Source organism: Eisenbergiella tayi (assembly GCF_001881565.1).
Taxonomy (GTDB): domain Bacteria; phylum Bacillota; class Clostridia; order Lachnospirales; family Lachnospiraceae; genus Eisenbergiella; species Eisenbergiella tayi.
The window spans coordinates 338,842-357,838 of sequence record NZ_MPDJ01000002.1 but is presented as its reverse complement, the minus strand read 5'-3'; the positions used below and the strand labels follow the sequence as shown (position 1 = coordinate 357,838).

20 protein-coding genes are annotated in these 18,997 nt (G+C 46.8%); 14 read left to right on the top strand and 6 right to left on the bottom strand.

Annotation, left to right across the window (positions count from 1 at the left end; all coding sequences use genetic code 11):
* The first annotated feature begins 215 nt into the window (after positions 1–215).
* From BLA28_RS10145 to BLA28_RS10100, 10 genes are all read left to right on the top strand, one after another.
* Positions 216–425 (top strand): hypothetical protein, encoded by a 210-nt coding sequence (locus BLA28_RS10145; RefSeq protein ID WP_081330219.1) that lies wholly within the window; start codon positions 216–218, stop codon positions 423–425.
* A gap of 53 nt (positions 426–478) precedes the next feature.
* On the top strand, positions 479–3,889 hold the full coding sequence (locus BLA28_RS10140; protein ID WP_069159347.1) for a hypothetical protein: 3,411 nt from the start codon (positions 479–481) through the stop codon (positions 3,887–3,889).
* 230 nt (positions 3,890–4,119) lie between these two features.
* Positions 4,120–4,590 carry a hypothetical protein gene (locus BLA28_RS34130; protein ID WP_242879962.1) on the top strand — a complete coding sequence of 157 codons (471 nt, stop codon included), beginning with the start codon at positions 4,120–4,122 and terminating at the stop codon, positions 4,588–4,590.
* Between the two features lie 281 nt (positions 4,591–4,871).
* Entirely contained in the window at positions 4,872–5,192 is a 321-nt protein-coding gene (locus tag BLA28_RS10130; RefSeq protein WP_009255645.1) for a PadR family transcriptional regulator, read from the top strand.
* Entirely contained in the window at positions 5,192–6,556 is a 1,365-nt protein-coding gene (locus BLA28_RS34530) for an HAAS signaling domain-containing protein (RefSeq protein ID WP_069159346.1), read from the top strand. The genes BLA28_RS10130 and BLA28_RS34530 overlap by 1 nt, the downstream gene beginning before the upstream one ends.
* Positions 6,557–6,572: 16 nt before the next feature.
* Entirely contained in the window at positions 6,573–7,505 is a 933-nt protein-coding gene (locus BLA28_RS10120) for a DUF4097 family beta strand repeat-containing protein (RefSeq protein WP_169897229.1), read from the top strand.
* Between the two features lie 60 nt (positions 7,506–7,565).
* The gene (locus BLA28_RS34770; RefSeq protein WP_044969222.1) at positions 7,566–8,015 is read left to right on the top strand and encodes a PspC domain-containing protein; all 450 of its coding nucleotides are present in this window, start codon (positions 7,566–7,568) and stop codon (positions 8,013–8,015) included.
* Positions 8,016–8,037: 22 nt separating this feature from the next.
* The gene (locus tag BLA28_RS10110) at positions 8,038–8,541 is read left to right on the top strand and encodes a flavin reductase family protein (protein WP_069159344.1); all 504 of its coding nucleotides are present in this window, start codon (positions 8,038–8,040) and stop codon (positions 8,539–8,541) included.
* A gap of 213 nt (positions 8,542–8,754) precedes the next feature.
* Positions 8,755–9,879, top strand: a complete 1,125-nt coding sequence (locus BLA28_RS10105) for a sensor histidine kinase (RefSeq protein WP_069159343.1) — start codon at positions 8,755–8,757, stop codon at positions 9,877–9,879.
* Between the two features lie 16 nt (positions 9,880–9,895).
* On the top strand, positions 9,896–10,609 hold the full coding sequence (locus BLA28_RS10100; protein WP_009255639.1) for a response regulator: 714 nt from the start codon (positions 9,896–9,898) through the stop codon (positions 10,607–10,609).
* Here BLA28_RS10100 and BLA28_RS10095 read toward each other — a convergent pair.
* The 5 genes from BLA28_RS10095 to pdxS form a co-directional block, all read right to left on the bottom strand.
* A complete protein-coding gene (locus BLA28_RS10095) occupies positions 10,594–11,892 on the bottom strand; it encodes a DUF4317 domain-containing protein (protein WP_069159342.1) in 1,299 nt (432 codons plus the stop codon). The two genes, BLA28_RS10100 and BLA28_RS10095, sit on opposite strands and share 16 nt — an antisense overlap.
* Before the next feature lie 95 nt (positions 11,893–11,987).
* A complete protein-coding gene (locus BLA28_RS10090) occupies positions 11,988–12,941 on the bottom strand; it encodes a pyridoxamine kinase (protein ID WP_069159341.1) in 954 nt (317 codons plus the stop codon).
* A gap of 193 nt (positions 12,942–13,134) precedes the next feature.
* Positions 13,135–13,734, bottom strand: a complete 600-nt coding sequence (locus BLA28_RS10085) for an ECF transporter S component (protein WP_069159340.1) — start codon at positions 13,732–13,734, stop codon at positions 13,135–13,137.
* 32 nt (positions 13,735–13,766) lie between these two features.
* Entirely contained in the window at positions 13,767–14,396 is a 630-nt protein-coding gene (gene pdxT, locus BLA28_RS10080; protein WP_069159339.1) for a pyridoxal 5'-phosphate synthase glutaminase subunit PdxT, read from the bottom strand.
* Between the two features lie 31 nt (positions 14,397–14,427).
* Positions 14,428–15,303, bottom strand: a complete 876-nt coding sequence (gene pdxS / locus BLA28_RS10075) for a pyridoxal 5'-phosphate synthase lyase subunit PdxS (RefSeq protein WP_069154119.1) — start codon at positions 15,301–15,303, stop codon at positions 14,428–14,430.
* 258 nt (positions 15,304–15,561) lie between these two features.
* Between pdxS and BLA28_RS10070 the strand changes: the two genes are divergently transcribed.
* The gene (locus BLA28_RS10070) at positions 15,562–16,500 is read left to right on the top strand and encodes a hypothetical protein (protein ID WP_069159338.1); all 939 of its coding nucleotides are present in this window, start codon (positions 15,562–15,564) and stop codon (positions 16,498–16,500) included.
* 41 nt (positions 16,501–16,541) lie between these two features.
* Positions 16,542–17,270, top strand: coding sequence for a metallophosphoesterase family protein (locus BLA28_RS10065; protein WP_009255632.1), 729 nt, complete (start codon positions 16,542–16,544; stop codon positions 17,268–17,270).
* 21 nt (positions 17,271–17,291) lie between these two features.
* Here the strand turns inward: BLA28_RS10065 and BLA28_RS10060 are convergent, their stop codons facing one another.
* A complete protein-coding gene (locus tag BLA28_RS10060; RefSeq protein WP_009255631.1) occupies positions 17,292–17,624 on the bottom strand; it encodes a helix-turn-helix transcriptional regulator in 333 nt (110 codons plus the stop codon).
* Between the two features lie 185 nt (positions 17,625–17,809).
* Here BLA28_RS10060 and BLA28_RS10055 point away from each other — a divergent pair, with 185 nt between their 5' ends.
* Positions 17,810–18,040 (top strand): hypothetical protein, encoded by a 231-nt coding sequence (locus BLA28_RS10055; protein WP_141702997.1) that lies wholly within the window; start codon positions 17,810–17,812, stop codon positions 18,038–18,040.
* The gene (locus tag BLA28_RS10050) at positions 18,031–18,990 is read left to right on the top strand and encodes an ABC transporter permease (protein ID WP_069159337.1); all 960 of its coding nucleotides are present in this window, start codon (positions 18,031–18,033) and stop codon (positions 18,988–18,990) included. Before BLA28_RS10055 ends, BLA28_RS10050 begins: the two co-directional genes overlap by 10 nt.
* Positions 18,991–18,997: the final 7 nt, after the last annotated feature.

Genomic DNA, 18,997 nt, shown 5'->3' with positions numbered 1-18,997 from the left:
GTCTTTTTGGTATTGCATGGGAAAAAATTATTTTAAAAGGTGTTTTCCCATAAAAAATTCCTGTTTGACCCAAAAAAGTTAAAAAATAGTTACACTAATTCCTGATATGTAACACTTTATGTAACACCTGGACTGTTATACTCAAATTAATGGTGAAGGAAATCAGTATACGGAACCAAATAATCCAAACAGGGGCAGATAAGGAGGCAGAAGAGGTGCGGGATGAACAGGATATCAATAATCAGGTTGGACGTAAGGCTTCCTTCATTCTCCGGATAACCAGCAGACAATATGCCACATGGCAGGGATCCATATCCTGGACGGAGAGAGGAATTACAAAACATTTTCGAAGCGCTCTGGAGCTCTTGAAGCTTATCGCCAGTGCTTTGGAAGATGATGAAGAGGAAGCAGTAAATGACAGTTAGGAAAACAGGGGTTTGGTTAAGTGTTGTTTAAAGAAAAGAGAGGAGAAAGAGGAATGAAAAAGGCAAAATCGTTACAAAGACTTTGGGCATTTCTGCTGGTTTTTGTTCTGGCTGCCACTACGTTGGGAAATGACAGGATGACTGTTACTGCCGCAGAAGTAGAATCAGCAGCCGAAATATCAAGCGAACCGGCATCAGATGCAAACGAGGATAAGACAGAAGAAGTGACATCAGCAGCTTCATCAGACTCTTCGGAAAATGAGGAAAGCTCAGAGGTTCCGGAAGGAACACAGACGTCGGAGACGGACGAGTCGGAAGAAATCACGGAAGCTGGCGGGGAGAATACGGAGACAGAGAGCGAAATCACTGCAGTATCCACCGAAGATGAACTGGAAACGGAAGAGACCGTTACAGAGGACGTTACTGAGACTTCGGAAAATGAAAAGAAAGATACTTTTATGGTTTCATTTGACGTCAGCGGTGAAGCAGTTATTAAAGTAAATGGAGAAGCTGTTGCCAGTGCGGAAGCAGAAAAAGACAGCGATCTGTCCTTTCAGGTTGAGACTGGAAAGGGGTATCGCTTAAAAAGCGTAACAGCTGACGGCGCTGATCTGGAATCCTCAGACGGCTCTTATATCCTGAAAAATATTCAGGGGGATACCACTGTTTCTGTTGAGACGGAGCAGGCCGCACAGCGTTTGCTCATGAGAAATATTCTCCGGGCTAATCCTGAGGAATCAGTGACAGTAAGAATTTCCGGAGCGGATGATAATGACGGATCATTTCTTCTTCCGGTAGGGGAAATCAAAGAGAATGCCCCTTCTTTTGCAGGCTATACTTTTGTTGAAGCAAAAGTAGATCAGGATACCATTCAGTACGTCGGTGTATATGAAGATATCGTATATTACAGTGTAGGGGAATCCGATGCGGGAACAATACTGGAAAACGGCAGAGAGATTGTTTTGTTTTATGAATCAGATTTATCTAACCTGAATGTAACTTATATAACGAAAGTTAACGATACACCGGGTTCGGACGGCGGAAGCGTAACCGGCCCTGAGAAAATCAAGAAGGACAGTGATCTGACTTTCCGGGTGGAATTTAACCGTGGTTATGTAATCGATAATGTGAAAGTAAATGGAACAATAATAAATGGAATAAAAGTTACTGACTATAAATGGGATTATACGGTGCAGAAGGCAGACCAGGATCAGGAAGTAACAGTTACATTTAAGAAGGTTAACAGCTATAAATTAACTTATTCCAACAATGAAATAAGACAGGGAAATATTACAAGCCCTAATTCCGGCTCCTCTTTTGGAAATGGTGAAACCTTAAAATTAACACTGGTAAGTGACAGCGGCCATCAGGATGGAGAAGGTACCTGGACAGACTGGCTCTTAAATCAATTACAGATTAATGGAACCTTTGTCAATGTTCCCACCAGCTATACAAAGGGAGCGCAGGCGACAACAACCTTACCCAGCGGGACCCAGGTGAAGATCGAATTAACTAATGTTGTTTCAGAAAAAATCAATACCGGCAGCAGGACAGTTGATTTTAATAAATATACCTATGCTATTACAATTACCAATGCATATGAAGATATCGTTATTAACAGCGGTAATTTTAAAAGTAATAAGCGTCCGGAAATTATTATAAAGCAATTAGTCGGTATAGCGAATAATCAGCTCTATGGATATGAGGGTTATACCAGTAAATGGGTAACCGGCACAATTAATACTGTTTACAAAGCAGATAAAGATGGAAATGAATTCTATTTTAATATCTTACCCGGCTATGACGGAAACAAAATAAAATTAACCGGAACAGGCATGAATGGAATTTCCATTGAAAAAGGTACTTATTACAGAGATGGAGTAACATACAATTACAGATTTAAAGTAGGCTATTCATCCGAAACAAATAAACAGATATTCTTAAGTATTGAAAAGGCCGGTTATTCTGTAAAATATGATTTGAACGGCGGAACCGGCAATATTACAGATTCAGATACTTATACTGCATTCAGCGGCGAAAATAACGTAATTGCTATTACAAACAGAGTGCCGGAGAAAGAAGGAAAAGTATTTGATCACTGGGAACTGGCAGGAACCAGCAAAGAGTACAGGCAATATGATCGTTTCACAATCAGTACAGGTACGATAAAATATGCGAATGCCCAGAATGAGTTTGTATTTAAGGCAGTGTGGGCAGATGCAGAAGACAGTAATTATGCCAATTTACAGGTGAAGTATTACTTTGAACAGGAAAACGGAAGCTATAAATTGGATGAAACAGTATCTTATACAGTCAGTGCGCTTGCTGAGAAAAATGCAATTAAGTTATGTACGGATAAGGATGCGTATCCGGGATATGTCTACAACAGCCAAAAGTCAAAGGTTATTGCATTTGCCTCGAATGATAAAAAAAAGGCAGAGGAAATTAAGTATTACTTTGATTTAAAGACATTTAATTATACGGTTTCCTATTATGCGGAAAATACATTGGTGGGAAGCGAGCAAAAAACAGCGAAGGTCAGTGTAAATAATGTGGCGTTAAGTGATATTCAGATACCCACAGATGCAGAGATTGCGAAGAAGTTAACGGGCTATAAATACAGCAAGGTTGATCCGGAAGCGGTTAATGGAAAAGTCGCAGTTTCTGATGGCGCAGTAATCAAAGTTTACTATGTGGAAGATGATGATGCATGGGTAACAGTAACATTCCTTCCGGGATCACACGGAAGGCTTGAAGGTATACTGAGTCAGAAAGTCCTGAAGGGAACGTTATGGTCCGAAATAGAAGTACCCGTAATCAAGCCCGATGCCGGATATGCGGCTGATGGCTGGAATCCTGAACTGCCGGAGAGTACGGATAAGATCAACAGCAATCAGAGTTATGTTGCGCAGTATGCAGAAGATGAAGATGCTTGGGCGACAGTAACCTTCCTTCCCGGAGAATACGGAAGTCTGGATGGCCAAACAAGCTGGAAGGTTCTGAAGGGCACGGAATGGTCCGAAATTACAGTACCCACAGTAACAGCGGATACAGATTACCGGCATACCGGCTGGTCTCAGGCATTGCCTGATGCAGAATATCAGGTTGCAGAGGATATGACATTTACAGCTTTGTATGAAAGCACAACAACACCGGTTGATCCTGCACCGACTCCCACCCCGGATCCCGGCCCTGGCCCCGGCCCCGAACCTGATGCGCCGGCTCCCGGTGCAGCGCCTGCAGCCACAGCAGGTGTCCTTGGGGAAGCGTTTGCTCCTGAAGGACCTGAAATGGGCGTCCTTGGTGAAGCATTTGCGCCGGAGGTAAGTGTCCTTGGAGAAAGCAAGGGACCCGGAACCGGAGATACCGCACCGATAGCAGGCTGGTCACTGCTGATGATGGGCGCCGTGCTGACACTGGGATTTACCGTATATAATAAGAGACGTAAAAAAGAAGAGGAATAAATCTCCTTCTTGAGTACAAAACCATAGTCTGTCAGATATAAGGGAACTCCTGTCGGTTTTACTGGTGGGAGTTCTTCTATATATAATGCAGTCAGCCGCGCTGACAGAAACTGTCCTGTTCAGAATATTCAACAAAATATTTGAAATATTAACATTTTTTTGCGAAATGTAACGCTTGACGTTACGCTATGTCCGTTATACTCAAATTAACGATGAGAGGGAGGTGCTATATGCAGCAAACGTCATTGAAGAAGGGCTTTTTACCGAAAAATGTCATCTGTGTCTGCATTGACGAGATAAAAGAGGAACTGATAGAAGGACGGATGTACCATTGTTATTCGGAAACCCCTGTGCTTTTCACCAACCAGCTTCAGCTATTGGCTGAAATGGAGGCGTTATATGACAGGCTTAATTTCCCGCAGGCATCGACCCGTGACAGAACGCTGAAACCCAAAAAGGTACAAACAGAAACAGACAAGGAGGCAGAAGCGGTGAAGGATGAACAGGATATAAAAAATCAGGTGGGACGCAAGGCTTCCTTTATTGTCCGTGTGACCAGCAGGCAAAACGCTACATGGCAGGGATCCATATCCTGGACGGAGAAAGGTGTTACAAAGCATTTCCGCAGTGCACTGGAGCTGTTAAAGCTTATTGACAGTGCCATAGAGGGCAGTGAATTAAAGGATGGTACGGAGAATTAAGGTATCTGTAAATTTAAGAAGAAAATATTTCTCTTCGGAGAACTGAAATAAAACAGGAACAGTAAAAAGAGGGAGAACTTCTGCCGGTTAATTTTGGCGGGGTTCTCCTTTTCTTTAGTGGGAGCTTTCTTAAGAATTTCTTTCGCTTTTTATCCACTATTTTTCAACGATTCTTCCCTGATTATTCCTTGACTAAAAATATTATATATCATATAGTATACCTAAAGAACAATATTATACAATGTATAGTATGAAAGCCCCATTAGAAGGGAGTGCAGAATATGGTTTTTAATACAGGAGCGGCACTTTTGGATGCGATTGTGCTTGCTGTTGTCTCAAAGGAACCGGAAGGGACCTACGGATATAAAATAACCCAGGAAGTAAGGCAGGTAATTGAGTTATCCGAGTCCACGCTGTATCCGGTGCTGAGACGGTTGCAAAAGGATGACTGCCTTGCCGTTTACGACATGGAATGCGCGGGCAGGAACCGCCGCTATTACAAGGTAACGGAAAAAGGAATGGCACAGCTTACGTTATACGAAGAAGAATGGAATAAGTATTCCGCAAAAATAACGGGAATGTTCGAGGGAGGTATTAAATAATGAACAGGCAGGAATTTATGAAGCAGTTGGAAATGCTCCTTTCGGACATTTCACAGGCAGAACGGGAAGAAGCATTACAATATTACAATGATTACCTTGATGACGCCGGTATAGAAAATGAAGAAGAGTCAATCGGTTCTCTGGGTTCGCCCGCACAGGTAGCCGCCAATATTAAAGAAGGCTTAAGGGATGGTATTGAAACAGGAGAATTCACCGAGGGCGGCTATCATATGAATATGGAAGAGGAAGCCCCGGCAGTTCCGGAAGCTGCGGAAGAATCAGAGGCCTCCGGGAATAACAGTGACAGAATCGTCCTGCAGTTGGGTGATGATTTCTCAGAAGATACCTTTGCAAAGGCATTTGAAGAGGAGAAAACTGAAGAAAATAACGCCTCTGATACAATGGAGACAGAGAACAGAGAGCAGGAGGCTTCAGGAGCCCGGGTAGACGCTTCCCAGGAGCAGGGACAGGATACTTTCCGGGAGCAGGGACAGGAAACAGCAGGCCGGCAGCAAAACGGCCGTTACCAGGAGAATCAGTATCAGAACACCCAGTATCAGGGGAATCCTGGTCAGAGCAGCCAATACCAGGGGAATCCTGGTCAGGGTACTCAGTATCAGGGAAATTCCAATCAGGGTAACCAGTATCAGGGGAATCCCGGCCAGGGAAGCCAGTACCAGGGAAATCCCGGTCAGGGTACTCAGTACCAGGGAAATCCCAGCCAGGGTAACCAGTATCAGGGAAATCCCAATCGGGGAGCCGGGTACCAGGGAAACCCGGGCGGCCAGTACCAGGGAAATCCCAATCAGGGTTATCAGCAGGGCCAGCCATATCAGGGAAGCCCTTATACTAATAATAATCAGGGGCCTTACCGCAATCAGTATCAGAATACCTATAACCAGTATCAGGGCCAGGGACCCAATCAGTATCAGTACCAGAACCAATATGGTTATTCCTACGATACCTATAACAGACCTCCTAAAAAGAGACGTACGGCCGGTGAAATCATATTGTTTGTTCTTTTATGTATTTTTGCCCTGCCGATTATCGTCCCGATAGGAATTGCAGTGCTGGCAGTGATTTTCAGTATTGCAGTGGCAATCATCGCAGTAGTTGCTTCTCTTGTGGTAGCCGGGTTTATCGTCCTGGCAGTTGGAGTGGTTCTTGTAATAGAAGCGTTTACCAAGCTGTTCCTTTTCCCTGCAGGAGCAATTTACCTGTTGGGCGGCGGACTTATATGTACGGGAATCGGTCTTGCAATGACGGCTGGTATGATTTGGGTGGCGGCTAAAGTGGTCCCGGTAGTCTGCACAGCATTCGTGAGAGCCTGCAGATGGCCTTTTACCAGAAGAAATGCGGCATAAAAATGGAGGAAAGAAAATGAATAAATTTTTAAAAATAACTCTTCTGGCCGCACTGGCAATGGTGCTGCTGGGCGCGGTACTCAGTCTCGCAGGAAAAGCGGCGGGCGGCAGGTATCAGGTTGACGAAATGTATTATAATAATGAACTGAACATTCCTTTTACCGGATATAACTATAATAACTGGAATGTATCGGAAGAAGACAGCGTGGGATTTAACAGCAATTATCCGATACAGGGAAAAGATTTCAGTACAACAATTCCTTACGCAGCGCAGAGGGATTCCATCGTAGGGCTTGATCTGGATTTAGGCGGCGCAGGTTTTTATGTTTCGGAATCATCGGATGGAGATATCCATCTGGAAGGTGAGAAGGTAAAAAAGGCGCAGTATTATGTGGAAGACGGGATTCTGTATATCAGAGTGCTGGATAACCGGAATAAATCCAATTTCAAAGATTCTGCAACAAGGGTTTACCTTTATCTGCCTTCCGATATCTCTTTCTTGAATGTATATTTGGGGCTTGGAGCGGGGGAAGCGGATCTTTCCGGTTTTAATGCGGAGGTGCTCAATTGTGATGTGGGAGCCGGAAGCCTGAATGTTACAGATGTAAAGGCAGATGAAGCCAATATTAATTTGGGCATGGGACAGATATATTTCAACGAGATGACCGTTGATGATATGTATTTCAGTATTGGAATGGGAAGCATGGATTATGACGGGACCATAACCGGGGATATGACCGGGGACTGCGGCATGGGTACCGTATATATGTCTCTGAGCGGAAAAGAAAGCGACCATAACTATCAGCTGGAAACATCAATGGGCAGTATGTCCATCGGTGAAAATGATTTTGCCGGGATGGCGTCGGAACGTACGATGAATTATGATGCGGACAGCGATTTTGATTTAACATGTTCCATGGGAAGTATACAAATTTACTTTACAAATTAGGGCGAATAGCCGATAATAAAAATAGGTGCTGGCCTTGTAAAGGCAGAAAGCGAGGATAAGATGGACGAATATATGAACAATGAAAATAATACCCAGGAATCACAGAGTGATAATACACAGAATTCCGGACAGTATAATAATGGAGGGAATTATAACTCCAATAACAATAATGGAACTTATCAGGGAAATGACTGGCAGAATGGCGGTTTCAACAACAGCTACGGCGGTGCGGGCCAGGAAAACGGCGGTTACGGCAACAGCTATGGCGGCGGATACGGCAATGGAAGCTACGGCGGTTACAGCGACAGCGGCCGTCAGACCGGAAGACGCCTGAAAAGATCGGCCACCAACAGGATGGTTTGCGGCGTATGTGCCGGTATCGCAGAATATTTTAACTGGGATCCGACCATAATCAGAATTATATGGGTAGCCGCGAGTATCTTTCTGGGAGCAGGTTTCCTGGGAGTTATTGCATACTTTATCGTGGCAGTGATTATGCCGGAGAGGTAAAGACAGACAGGAGGAAAAAAGCATGTGGGACAAAATCAAACCCGAAGAAATGACCGATAATGTATTCCGTTTAATCAACGAGGACTGGATGCTGGTGGCGGCGGAGGAGGAAGGCAGGGTAAATGCCATGACAGCCAGCTGGGGAGGACTTGGTATCCTGTGGGGGAAAAGAGTGGCTTTTGTTTTTGTAAGGCCTCAGCGATATACCAAGGAATTCATTGATAAGAATGAAAAGCTTTCCCTTAGCTTTTTCGATGACAGCAGCCGTAAGATGTTGAATTATATGGGAACTGTTTCCGGACGGGATGAGGATAAAATCGCTGCAAGCGGCCTGCATGTGGAAATGGTGAACAGCGCGCCGGTATTTAAGGAAAGCCGTATGGCCCTTATCTGCCGGAAGCTCTATGAGCAGCCTATGACAGAGGAAAGCTTTTTGGACAAAGGCCTGGTGGACCAGTTCTTTGAGGAAAAGGATTTCCATATCATGTATGTGGTGGAAATTGAAAAAATTCTGGTACAGAGCTGATAATAAATGATAAATAAAAGCAGAAAACCGGGAGCGGTCCATTGACTGGACGCCCCGGTTTTCTGCTTTTTAAGCCTGCCGGGATCCGCAGCGGGGCGGCGGCTTCGGAAATAACGGAACCGGATGATTCCCCATCGTTGACAGGGGGTATTGCGGAACGTATAATTATGGGGAAATGAGAAAATATGGGATACGGACGGAAAGGGACGATGCATGAAAAAAGACGGAGGATGGCAGAAGCTGAAAGGGGAAATTACGGATGAAATATATAAATTCACCTGGAAGGATGTACTGATTACCCTGGGAATTCTTCTTACCGCTACCATAGTGGCTCTGGTATATTACCGGATATCTGCAAGCAACATCAATGTAATTATGTTCTATACCCTGGCGCTGCTTTTTATATCCAGGCTGACCAGCGGATACCTGCCCGGAATTGCGGCAGCCATGATAAGCGTTGTATGTGTAAATTTCCTTTTCACATATCCTTATGGGCAGATCAATTTCATTCTGGAAGGTTATCCGGTGACATTTATATGCATGCTGGTGGTATCGGTGCTGACCAGCGCCTCGGCTTCTCACATGAAGCGGCAGTCCCGGATTCTTGCGGATCGGGAAAAGAAGCTGGCGGAAGCGGAAAAGGAGAAGATGCGGGCCAATCTGCTCAGAGCAGTATCCCATGACCTGCGAACACCCTTAACCGGAATTATCGGCGCCAGCAGTTCCTATCTGGAGAATGAGGCCAGGCTGGATACGGACGAAAAGAGAACCATGGTCAGACATATCAGAGAGGATGCCAACTGGCTTTTAAATATGGTGGAAAACCTCCTCACCGTTACCCGGATCCGTGACGATTCGGCCAGTGTCAACAAATCCCTGGAACCTGTGGAGGAGGTGATGGCGGAAGCTGTCTTCCGATTGAAAAAGAGGATTCCGGATGCGCAGATCAAGGTTCTTCTGCCGGAAGAATTTGTGATGATACCCATGGATGCCACGCTGATAGAGCAGGTGCTGATCAACTTGATGGAAAACGCGATATTTCATGCGGGAAGCACAGAGCCTGTGGAATGCCGGGCAGAAATAGGAAGGGATGAAGTGACTTTTCTGGTGACGGATCAGGGAGTGGGGATTCCGGAGGAGAAGCTGACAACAATTTTTGACGGAACCGGACAGACGGAAAACAGCAGTTCGGACGGGCATAAAGGAATGGGGATCGGCCTCTCCATCTGTAAGACGATAATAACTGCGCACGGAGGAAGCATCCGTGCATGCAATCATGGACATGGAGCACAATTTTCATTTACGCTGCCAAGAAGCAGTGAGGATGAGGAACAATAGCGGAGGAAATACAAACATGCAGGCAAAGGTAACGATACTCATTATTGAGGATGAAAAAAATATCTGTGATTTTATTGCAACAACTCTCAAAGCGCAGGGCTATAAAGCGATCACCACAGCGCTCGGCAGAGACGGGATTTCCCTGACTGCATCCCAGTGTCCGGAGCTGATTTTACTGGATCTGGGGCTGCCTGATATCGACGGCATGGAAGTGATCCGGCAGGTGCGTTCTTATTCCTCCATCCCCATTATAGTCATATCTGCCAGAACCCAGGAAAAGGAAAAAGTGATGGCCCTGGATTTGGGAGCGGATGATTACATTACCAAGCCCTTTGGATCCAATGAACTGCTGGCGAGAATCCGCACGGCCATGCGCCACGGCAGCCGCCCCGGAGGAGCTGCGTTTGATAAGCCATATAAAGCAAAAGGGCTTGTCATTGATTTTGACAAGCGCCTTGTGACTGTTGACGGGGAGAGTGTACATCTGACCCAGGTGGAATTTAAAATTGTATCCTATCTTGCGAGGAATTCCGGCAGGGTTATCACCTATGATTCCCTGATTTCCCATGTATGGGGGCCTTATGCGGATGATAACAACCGCATCCTCCGTGTAAATATGGCGAACATACGCAGGAAGCTGGAAAAGAATCCTGCGGAGCCTCAGTTCATACTGACGGAAATCGGTGTGGGCTACCGGATGGCAGAGGATGAAAATCAGGAAAATGAGTAACCGTCGTCCTCCGGGGCGGCAGCAGGGGCGGAAGCGGGAATCGCTTCTTCCTCCGTGTATGAGGACGGCCCGTTTGACGCGGCATCCGCTGCTGTCTCTTCATAAGAAGCTGTGGAACCGGCGCCGTCATCGGTGTCCGGTTCTTCTTCATGGGAAGGGGCGATTGTACGGACATTTACGCCGTTTACCTCAATATGGTCATTCACGGTGATGACCAGGCATTCCTTACCGTCAATGATCCTTGTTTCGATCAGATCCGTTCTTTCAGGATTGACCTTGATGACAACATCAGGCGTTTCAATATTGAATTTTTTGCCGCCTGCAATGTTTGTGGCAAGAAGGGACGCTTTTTCCCCGGCAGCCGCTTCAAAGGTCTGGTCAAAGGTTTCCAGCTTTTCTTCAGGAACGCCGCTCAGTTCAAACAGGCGCTTCACATCCGGCTTGGTCAATACCAGAGGATCCGGGGAATCCTTTGTCTCTTCCACCAGTTCCGTAAGGTGTTCGTGGATATTTTTCACCACTTCATAATCGCAGTCATCCCCAAGAGTATCGGAAATCAGGTAATTGAAGGTTTCCTTCTGGCTGTCGGCAGTGAGGGGAAGGAAGCAGCCGAACATGGACTCGATGAACTCAGGCTGCAATTCCTCCGCCATTTTTGAAAAATAAAGCATGGAATGGATATCGGTATTCCTGTCGTTGAAGGCCGGGAAGAGGAAGCCCTTTACCGGAGGCTCCACCACCCAGTCGCGGATCCGGTTTTCAATATTGTTGGTTTCCGCGTTGTAAAAGAGGCCCGGCTTCGACAGCTTGACCGGGCAGAGGCTGCAGAGCAGGTATTCATAGACATCCTCAGAAGCATCGAACATTTCCGAACCGTCCAGGGACTTGCCGGGAATATCGTAAGCCACATGTATGAGGATTATGTAATAATTCTCCGGGAAATAATAGTTCTCGATGATTTTCTGGTAAAATTCTTCAAGCAGCGCGTCGTCCTGCAGTTTGCTGTCACGCAGCTTCAGGAGGAATTCCTGGGGGCCGCCGGGATTTTCCGCATCCAGAGGGAACTCCAGATTCAGCAGGTTCTTGCCGAGAGTACCGGAAAGGGTTTGCTTGAACAGGTTAAAATATTTGAAGGTTTCTTCTTCCGGGAGGGAAAGAAAAGCTTCCTTCAGCTGGGTTTTAATATTCTTTTCTCCGTCCACATAGCAGCCGCAGATGCGGGTGATGGAGCATTTTTCATGAGTATATTGCTTGCGGATTTCCAGAACTTCTTTTTTATTCATGGTGTTACCTCTTTTCTATATTTTGTTTCACTGCGTTAAACGCAGGACGTTTTTTTAATAAGGAACCGCTGCCGGGGCAGTCGGAAGAACCGCGGTCAGACGAGCATGTACAGGAAATTTTCAAAGCAGACCCCCTGTTCCCGGGGAATGTCCAGCTCCGAAGAGGCCTGGGTGCATATGCGGACAAAGCCTGCGGCCTTTTCCACGGATTGGAAAAAATCAACGCCGTTGACAGCATCCGCTGCGATGACAGAAGCAAAGATATCCCCTGTCCCCGGACGGGATTCCCCGGCGATGTGCATACGGCAGCAGCCGCAGCAATAACCGTTGAAGCAGTCGCGGCAAGAGCTGTTGCTGCAATCAGGAAGCTCTTCAGGTCCCTTTTTTACAGAAATGAAATTCACAAAATCATCGCCGTCCTGCATGCCTGTTATCACGATTTTGTCCGGCCCCATGGAGTGGAGCTTCTCCGTAAGCTCCTTCAGCTCTTCGGCAGTCCATCCGGATTCCCGGTATGCAGCGCCGGTGAGAAGGCAGGCCTCCGTGATGTTGGGGGTGATGATGTCCGCCATGGTGAGCAGCTCTTTCATTTCTTCACAATGCTGCGGAGTGATGGTGCGGTAAGCCCTGCCGTGATCGCCCATCACCGGATCCAGGATAACGATCGGCCTGTTCCCGTCGGCAGATATCCGGGAATGTCCGGCATTTCCGGTCTGAGAGGCCAGAAAGTCCTTAACAATGCCGATCTGTGTCACACTTCCCAGAAAGCCGCAGTAGATGCCGTCGAAGGTCAGTTCCAGTTCCCGCCATTTTTCCAGGTATTCCGGCAGAATATCGGTGCAGTCATGCATAAAATGTACGGGAAAGCCGGTGTGGTTGGAGAAAATGGAGGTGGGTACGGGGCACACCTGCACCTGCATGGCGCTGATAATGGGAAGGGATACGGTGGTGGAACACCGGCCATAGCCCGCGATATCGTTGATCATGGCAATCTTTTTCGGAATCCGGAATGGCCTTGAGGGCCTGTCCGGCATCATTTGTTCGGTCATGGAATGCGCTTCCTTTTCTTAATATAATAGGGTGCGGAAATCTTTCATGCCCGGCAGAATGCTTCCGGCCGGAAAAAGATATCCGAACCAGTTTATTATAACAAAAACAACGGCACTCCGGCTAGCGGAATGTCGCTGTTTTTTTACAATGTTTTCTGTATTTTTATGACCTATTGTTACGAAGCAAAGCAGATCATTTCCCCGAAGGGGCAGTCCCGAGCCGGAAGAAGAGTCCGGCCTTCTGCAGGGCGGGACGGAGAGCCATGTAGACTGCAACGGAAACGATGGTGGATAAAACCGCGTTGATGGAGGTGGAAGCGATATTCCATGCGAGCGTAATATCTGCTGCAGGCTTTCCGAGTATAACCAGCTTATAGAAATAGCCTACCAGCGGGTCTGCAACCATATTGAAGGCCAGGCCGCCGATGGCGGCTAAAAGCGTCCACTGGAAAATTTTCTTTTTGTCGCTGATATGGGTGATTTTGCCGCATTTGTGGGCGATGAGCCCGGTAATCAGCCCGATGCACAGCTTCAATATAAACGTTTTGGGCGCATAGATCACATAAATGGGGTCAAAGATATCTCCGATAGTCATGCCGAGCGCGCCTCCGACACCTCCATAGAGTCCGCCCAGTATCAGAGCGCCCAGAACGCAGACCGCGTTTCCCAGGTGGATGGATGTGGCGTCCCCTCCGGGCAGCGTTATTTTGATCTGCAGGAAGGTGAATACCACATAGGACAATGCTGCGAATACGCCGGTCATTACCAGTTTTTGGACTTTTTCATTTCTCATTTCAGTTTCCTCCTCATAAAAAGCTTTTATATTTAAGCGGGCCTTCCCTCGGAAAGGGAGGCTGCATGTTGAACCATATTCAGAAAATAAGCATGGACAGACGGATCGCCGCTTAATTCAGGATGAAAGGACATGGCCAGCTGATTTTGCCAGCGTACGGCAGCGGGAAATTCTTGGGATATGCCCTGCGTCATTTCATAACGGCGGGTGACTGCCAATACCTTTACCTGTCCGGCGGCCGAAACAATCAGAGGAGCGCGGATAAATGTCATGGGAAAATCCCCGATTCCTTCAAAAGGAGCGGTTTCCTGAAAGCTTCCCAGCTGCCGCCCGTAGGCATTCCTGCGGACGGTTACGGGAAGGGTGCCAAAACAGGGCGGCGTGCCGTCCTCCTTCTTTTCTGCCAGAAGAATCAGACCGGCACAGGTGGCAAGGACCGGGATTCCCTTCTCCAGCATTCCCCGGAGAGGGGAAAACAAACCGGATTCCCGGAGCAGCTTATCCATGACGGTGCTTTCGCCGCCCGGAAAGACGAGGCCGTTAACCGGCCCGGAATATAAATCCTTCAGCTGCCGGATCTCAAAACATTCTGCGCCCAGACCCTCCAGCATTATTTTATGTTCTGTAAATGCCCCCTGAAGGGCAAGGATACCAATTCTCATAGCAGATTTCCATAGAGCCGGTCAGAGGCGTCTATTTTCCCCTTTCCGCCATCAAAAGGGCGATTTCCGATTCATTGATGCCTACCATGGCCTCCCCCAGATTCTCCGAGAGGCTGGCGAGAAGAGCAGGATCCTGATAATTGGTAACGGCTTTTACAATGGCGGCGGCACGTTTTGCCGGATTTCCGGATTTGAAAATGCCGGATCCCACAAAAACACCCTCTGCGCCAAGCTGCATCATAAGCGCCGCGTCCGCCGGTGTGGCGATGCCTCCGGCCGCAAAATTGACGACAGGCAGCCTTTTATGTTCATGGACATAACGGAGAAGGGAAACAGGAACCTGAAGCTCTTTGGCTGCTTCAAACAATTCGTCCGGACGGAGGGACACAATCCTGGCGATTTCACTGTTCATTTTCCGCATGTGGCGCACCGCCTGTACGATGTCGCCGGTGCCGGGTTCACCCTTAGTCCGGATCATGGAGGCGCCTTCCGCGATGCGCCGGAGCGCCTCGCCCAAATCCCTTGCACCGCAGACAAAAGGAACCCGGAAGCCTGTTTTATCAATATGATATACATCATCTGCGGGGGAAAGGACTTCGCTTTCGTCGATATAATCGATTTCAATGGCCTCCAAAATACGGGCTTCCATGAAATGACCGATGCGGCATTTGGCCATGACAGGTATGGTTACGGCTTCCTGAATGCCGCGTATCATTCCCGGATCGCTCATGCGGGAAACGCCGCCGGCGGCCCGTATATCTGCCGGGATCCGTTCCAGGGCCATGACCGCGCAGGCACCTGCCTCCTGGGCAATACGGGCCTGTTCCGGTGTGGTAACGTCCATGATGACGCCGCCCTTCAGCATCTGAGCGAGTTCCTTATTCAATTCATATCTGTTATTATCCATAATGATTACCTCTTTTACATACAGTTTACAGGAACGCTCGCGAAACGTAATCCATTTATGGGTTTGTGTCTGCATCCTATTATACATAAAAGTGGCATGATAAAAAGTACCATTTTATATATTTTTAACCATGCCACTTTTGTGAAAGTAAATTTTGTCACAAAAACAATTAAGATTTTTTTAAAATACGCTTCTGCACATTGTTTTCATGGCCGAAAAAAGGTAATATAAAAAATATCAGGGAGGAAATTACGGAAAATGGAGAGTATGAAAGAGGGTGTAAAAAGGATGCAGGGACCGGGCAGGATGTTGGCTGCGGTATTGCTTATTTGTGCGGTATTTGCCCTAAGTTCCTGTATGGATAAGACGGCGGAAGAGGTTTCGCTCACTCCGGAAGAGCTGCAGGACTTTCAGGAGCTTTTGAACAGCGCCGATAACAGGAACTGTCTGACCTGCTGCTATGAGGAACCGGAACAGATCAGCGTTTCCGAGATTTTTTACAGCCGGTTTGATTTGGGGGAACCGGTGTCTGAGGAGGAAATCAGAAAGCTCGGCTGGGAGGAAACTCTTGATTCGGTAAAATTTCCGGTGGAAAGGATGAACGAATATCTCACCGGAAAATTCGGCATTACCCTGGATCAGGTGCAGAGGAAAATCCGTTTGGATTATCTGCCGGAATACCAGGCTTATTATCTGAATGTGGGTGATACCAATCTGGTTATGGCGGAATGCGTGTCGGGGACAAGAACGGCGGATATAGTGAAAATCCTCTATAACACAGGGAATGGGGACGGGCTTTGGGAGATTAGCCTGAAGGAAAAGGACGGAGGTTTTCTAATCCTTGCAAATGTGAGCTGCTCGGCGCTCCATAACAGGGACTATGTGGAGCAGGTACTGGCGCAGAAGGACAAGCTGCTGCATGGGGAAGGCATCCATTATGATTTTTACTTCAGCCCGGAAAGCGGGGAATTGATCTATGCGGTTGATAAGCCGACTAACGCTGTGCAGGCCAGAACCCTTTATTTTGAGAAGGGGGAATGTATTGCAATTTCTATGGAAGGGGAAAATGAATGGCAGGAGGCAAGGGGAGCTTTCTGCAGCACAAACGGGCTTTATATTGGCCCGACACAGGAGTATTACGGGGATATAGGCAGGAGTATTCTGGAAGAATTTGAAATGGCAAAAGGCAGTTTTTGATTAGGGCCGGAAGCGATTCCGGAGGGAAAGGGAGGATAAAAATGCGTGCGGCAGTTATTTCAGATACCCATGATCTGCTTCGGCAGGAAGTGACAGACATTATGGAATCCTGTGATGTTATCATTCATGCAGGGGATGTAAATACACAAAAGCTGGCGGAACAGCTGGAAAAAAAGAAGCCTTTATATCTTGTCCGGGGGAACAACGATGGGGAATGGGCTTCCGGCCTGCCGGAAACACTCTGGTTTGAACTGGAGGGTGTCTCTTTTTATATGATTCATAATAAGAGGGAAATCCCGGAGGTAAGAAGAGAGGCGGATGTGATCATATATGGCCATACCCATAATTATGATTGTCAGAAGGAGGGAAATACCCTGTGGCTTAATCCGGGAAGCTGCGGAAAACGGCGGTTCAGCCTTCCGATTACCATGGCGGTCCTGGAACTCCATAACGGCAGCTATGAGGTGGAGCGGATTGATCTGCCGCTGGCGGAAGAGAGCGCGCCTGACAGGAAAAACACCAATCTGGAGGAGATATACACTCTGGAGAGAGGCGTGGCGGTCAAAAGAATCATGAAAGGGATGGACAGAGGGGAAAGTATTCGGATGATGGCGGAGAAATGGAGGCTGCCGGAGAATTTCGTGGAACAGGTATGCCGCATCCGAGTGACTCATCCGGGAGTCAATGCGGCGGGAATTGTGGATAAAATGGAAGCAAATGATACGATAAAATACGCAGCGGGCAGTCATATACGGAAAGGTGGCCAGTGATATATATCACTGGCCTTTTTTTTATCTTGATTTTTCCTGTATTTCCAACAGCTGTATAATCAGCGATTCAATGACTTTTTTGTATTCATCCGTCAGTAAAAGATAGTGCTCCATTATGCTGTCGGAGGAGCGTTTACATGGAGAAATTTCTCCGAAGGCGGTGTAAATATCCTGCACATCATAAATCTGACAGAGCTTGAGCAGCGTATAACCGTCCGGCTCTGATTTCCCAACCTCCCAGGAACCAAGTGTGCTTTTGTTCTTCAGTCCCAGTAAATCGGCAGCTTGCTGCTGGGTATATCCTTTTACTTTCCGTAAAGTACGAAGAGTATCACCAAATTTTTTATTTGCCATACTTGTCACCTCACAACTGCATAATACAGGATGGTTTTAAACAAGTCAATTTGTAAATTGAAAAATTCAAACAAAATATATTGACAAAACGAATAAATCAACCATATAATGATGAGGTAAACGAATAATTCAATCTGAGGGTATGAATTATGAACAAAAGAATTATACAATTCTTAGAAGATATCATGAGTAAAAAGGATATCAGCTGCGCTTCATTAGCACAGCTGACAGGAATTGCATACCGGAGGCTGCTGATGGTCTTTGTATGGAGAGAGGCACTCAGCGGAAGCGAACTGCTTTGTATCTGCCGGGCTCTGGAGGTAAAGCAGAACGAGCTTATGGGATTATTGGACAGCGGCAGTCAGGGAAAAAAGATTACGGAAGATGACAGAAACAGGGGGTATGAATGGCAGTGACAACAGTAAAAAAGGATCGGAAGACAAAGTGGAAAAGATCCGGCAGAATGAGCCGGGAAAAATTAAAGGGACAGCTGGAGATACAGTCGATGGTATGGCCGGGACTGATTTTCCTGTTTATATTCAGCTATTTACCCATGTATGGAATCAGCATCGCTTTTAAGGATTTTAACATTATGTCGGGGTTCATCGGCGGAGATTTTGTGGGATTGAAATATTTTAGCCAGTTTCTGACAGATCCTAAGCTTCCTCTGGTGCTGAAGAACACGATAATGATAAATCTGCTGGGACTTGTCATAGGTTTTCCGGCGCCGGTTATTCTGGCGATCCTGATCACAGAGCTCAGGGGGAGACGGTTCCGTAAACTGGCGCAGACCGTATCTTATCTTCCCCACTTTCTGTCCTGGGTCATTTTCGGAGGAATCATGCTGGAATTGCTGGCATCCGGGGGCATTGTAAATAAGGGGCTGAATTTATTCCGGCTGGCTGAAGGAAACATGAATCTGATGGCGGATCCGAATAAATTTTATATGATATTCACGGTTATTTCCATTATTAAGAGTATTGGTTACGGATCGATTCTTTACATATCTGCCATCACTTCGGTTGACCAGGATATGTATGAGGCCGCATACATAGACGGAGCGAACCGGTTTCAGAAAATCATATATATTACGGTGCCGGCCATTATGGGAACTATCGTAATCATGCTGATTTTTCAAATCAGCAATATTCTCAATACCGGCTTTGAACAGGTGCTGATTCTTCAGAATTCCCTGAACATCAGCGCCAGCGAAACGATAGACACTTATGTATACAAAATAGGAATGACACAGCAGAGGTATTCCTACGCCACAGCGGTCGGGCTGTTTAAATCCATAATTGCAGTTGTCCTGTTATGGTCTGCGAATAAATGCTCCAACAAAATAACAGGAAAAGGACTTTTTTAGGAAGGGG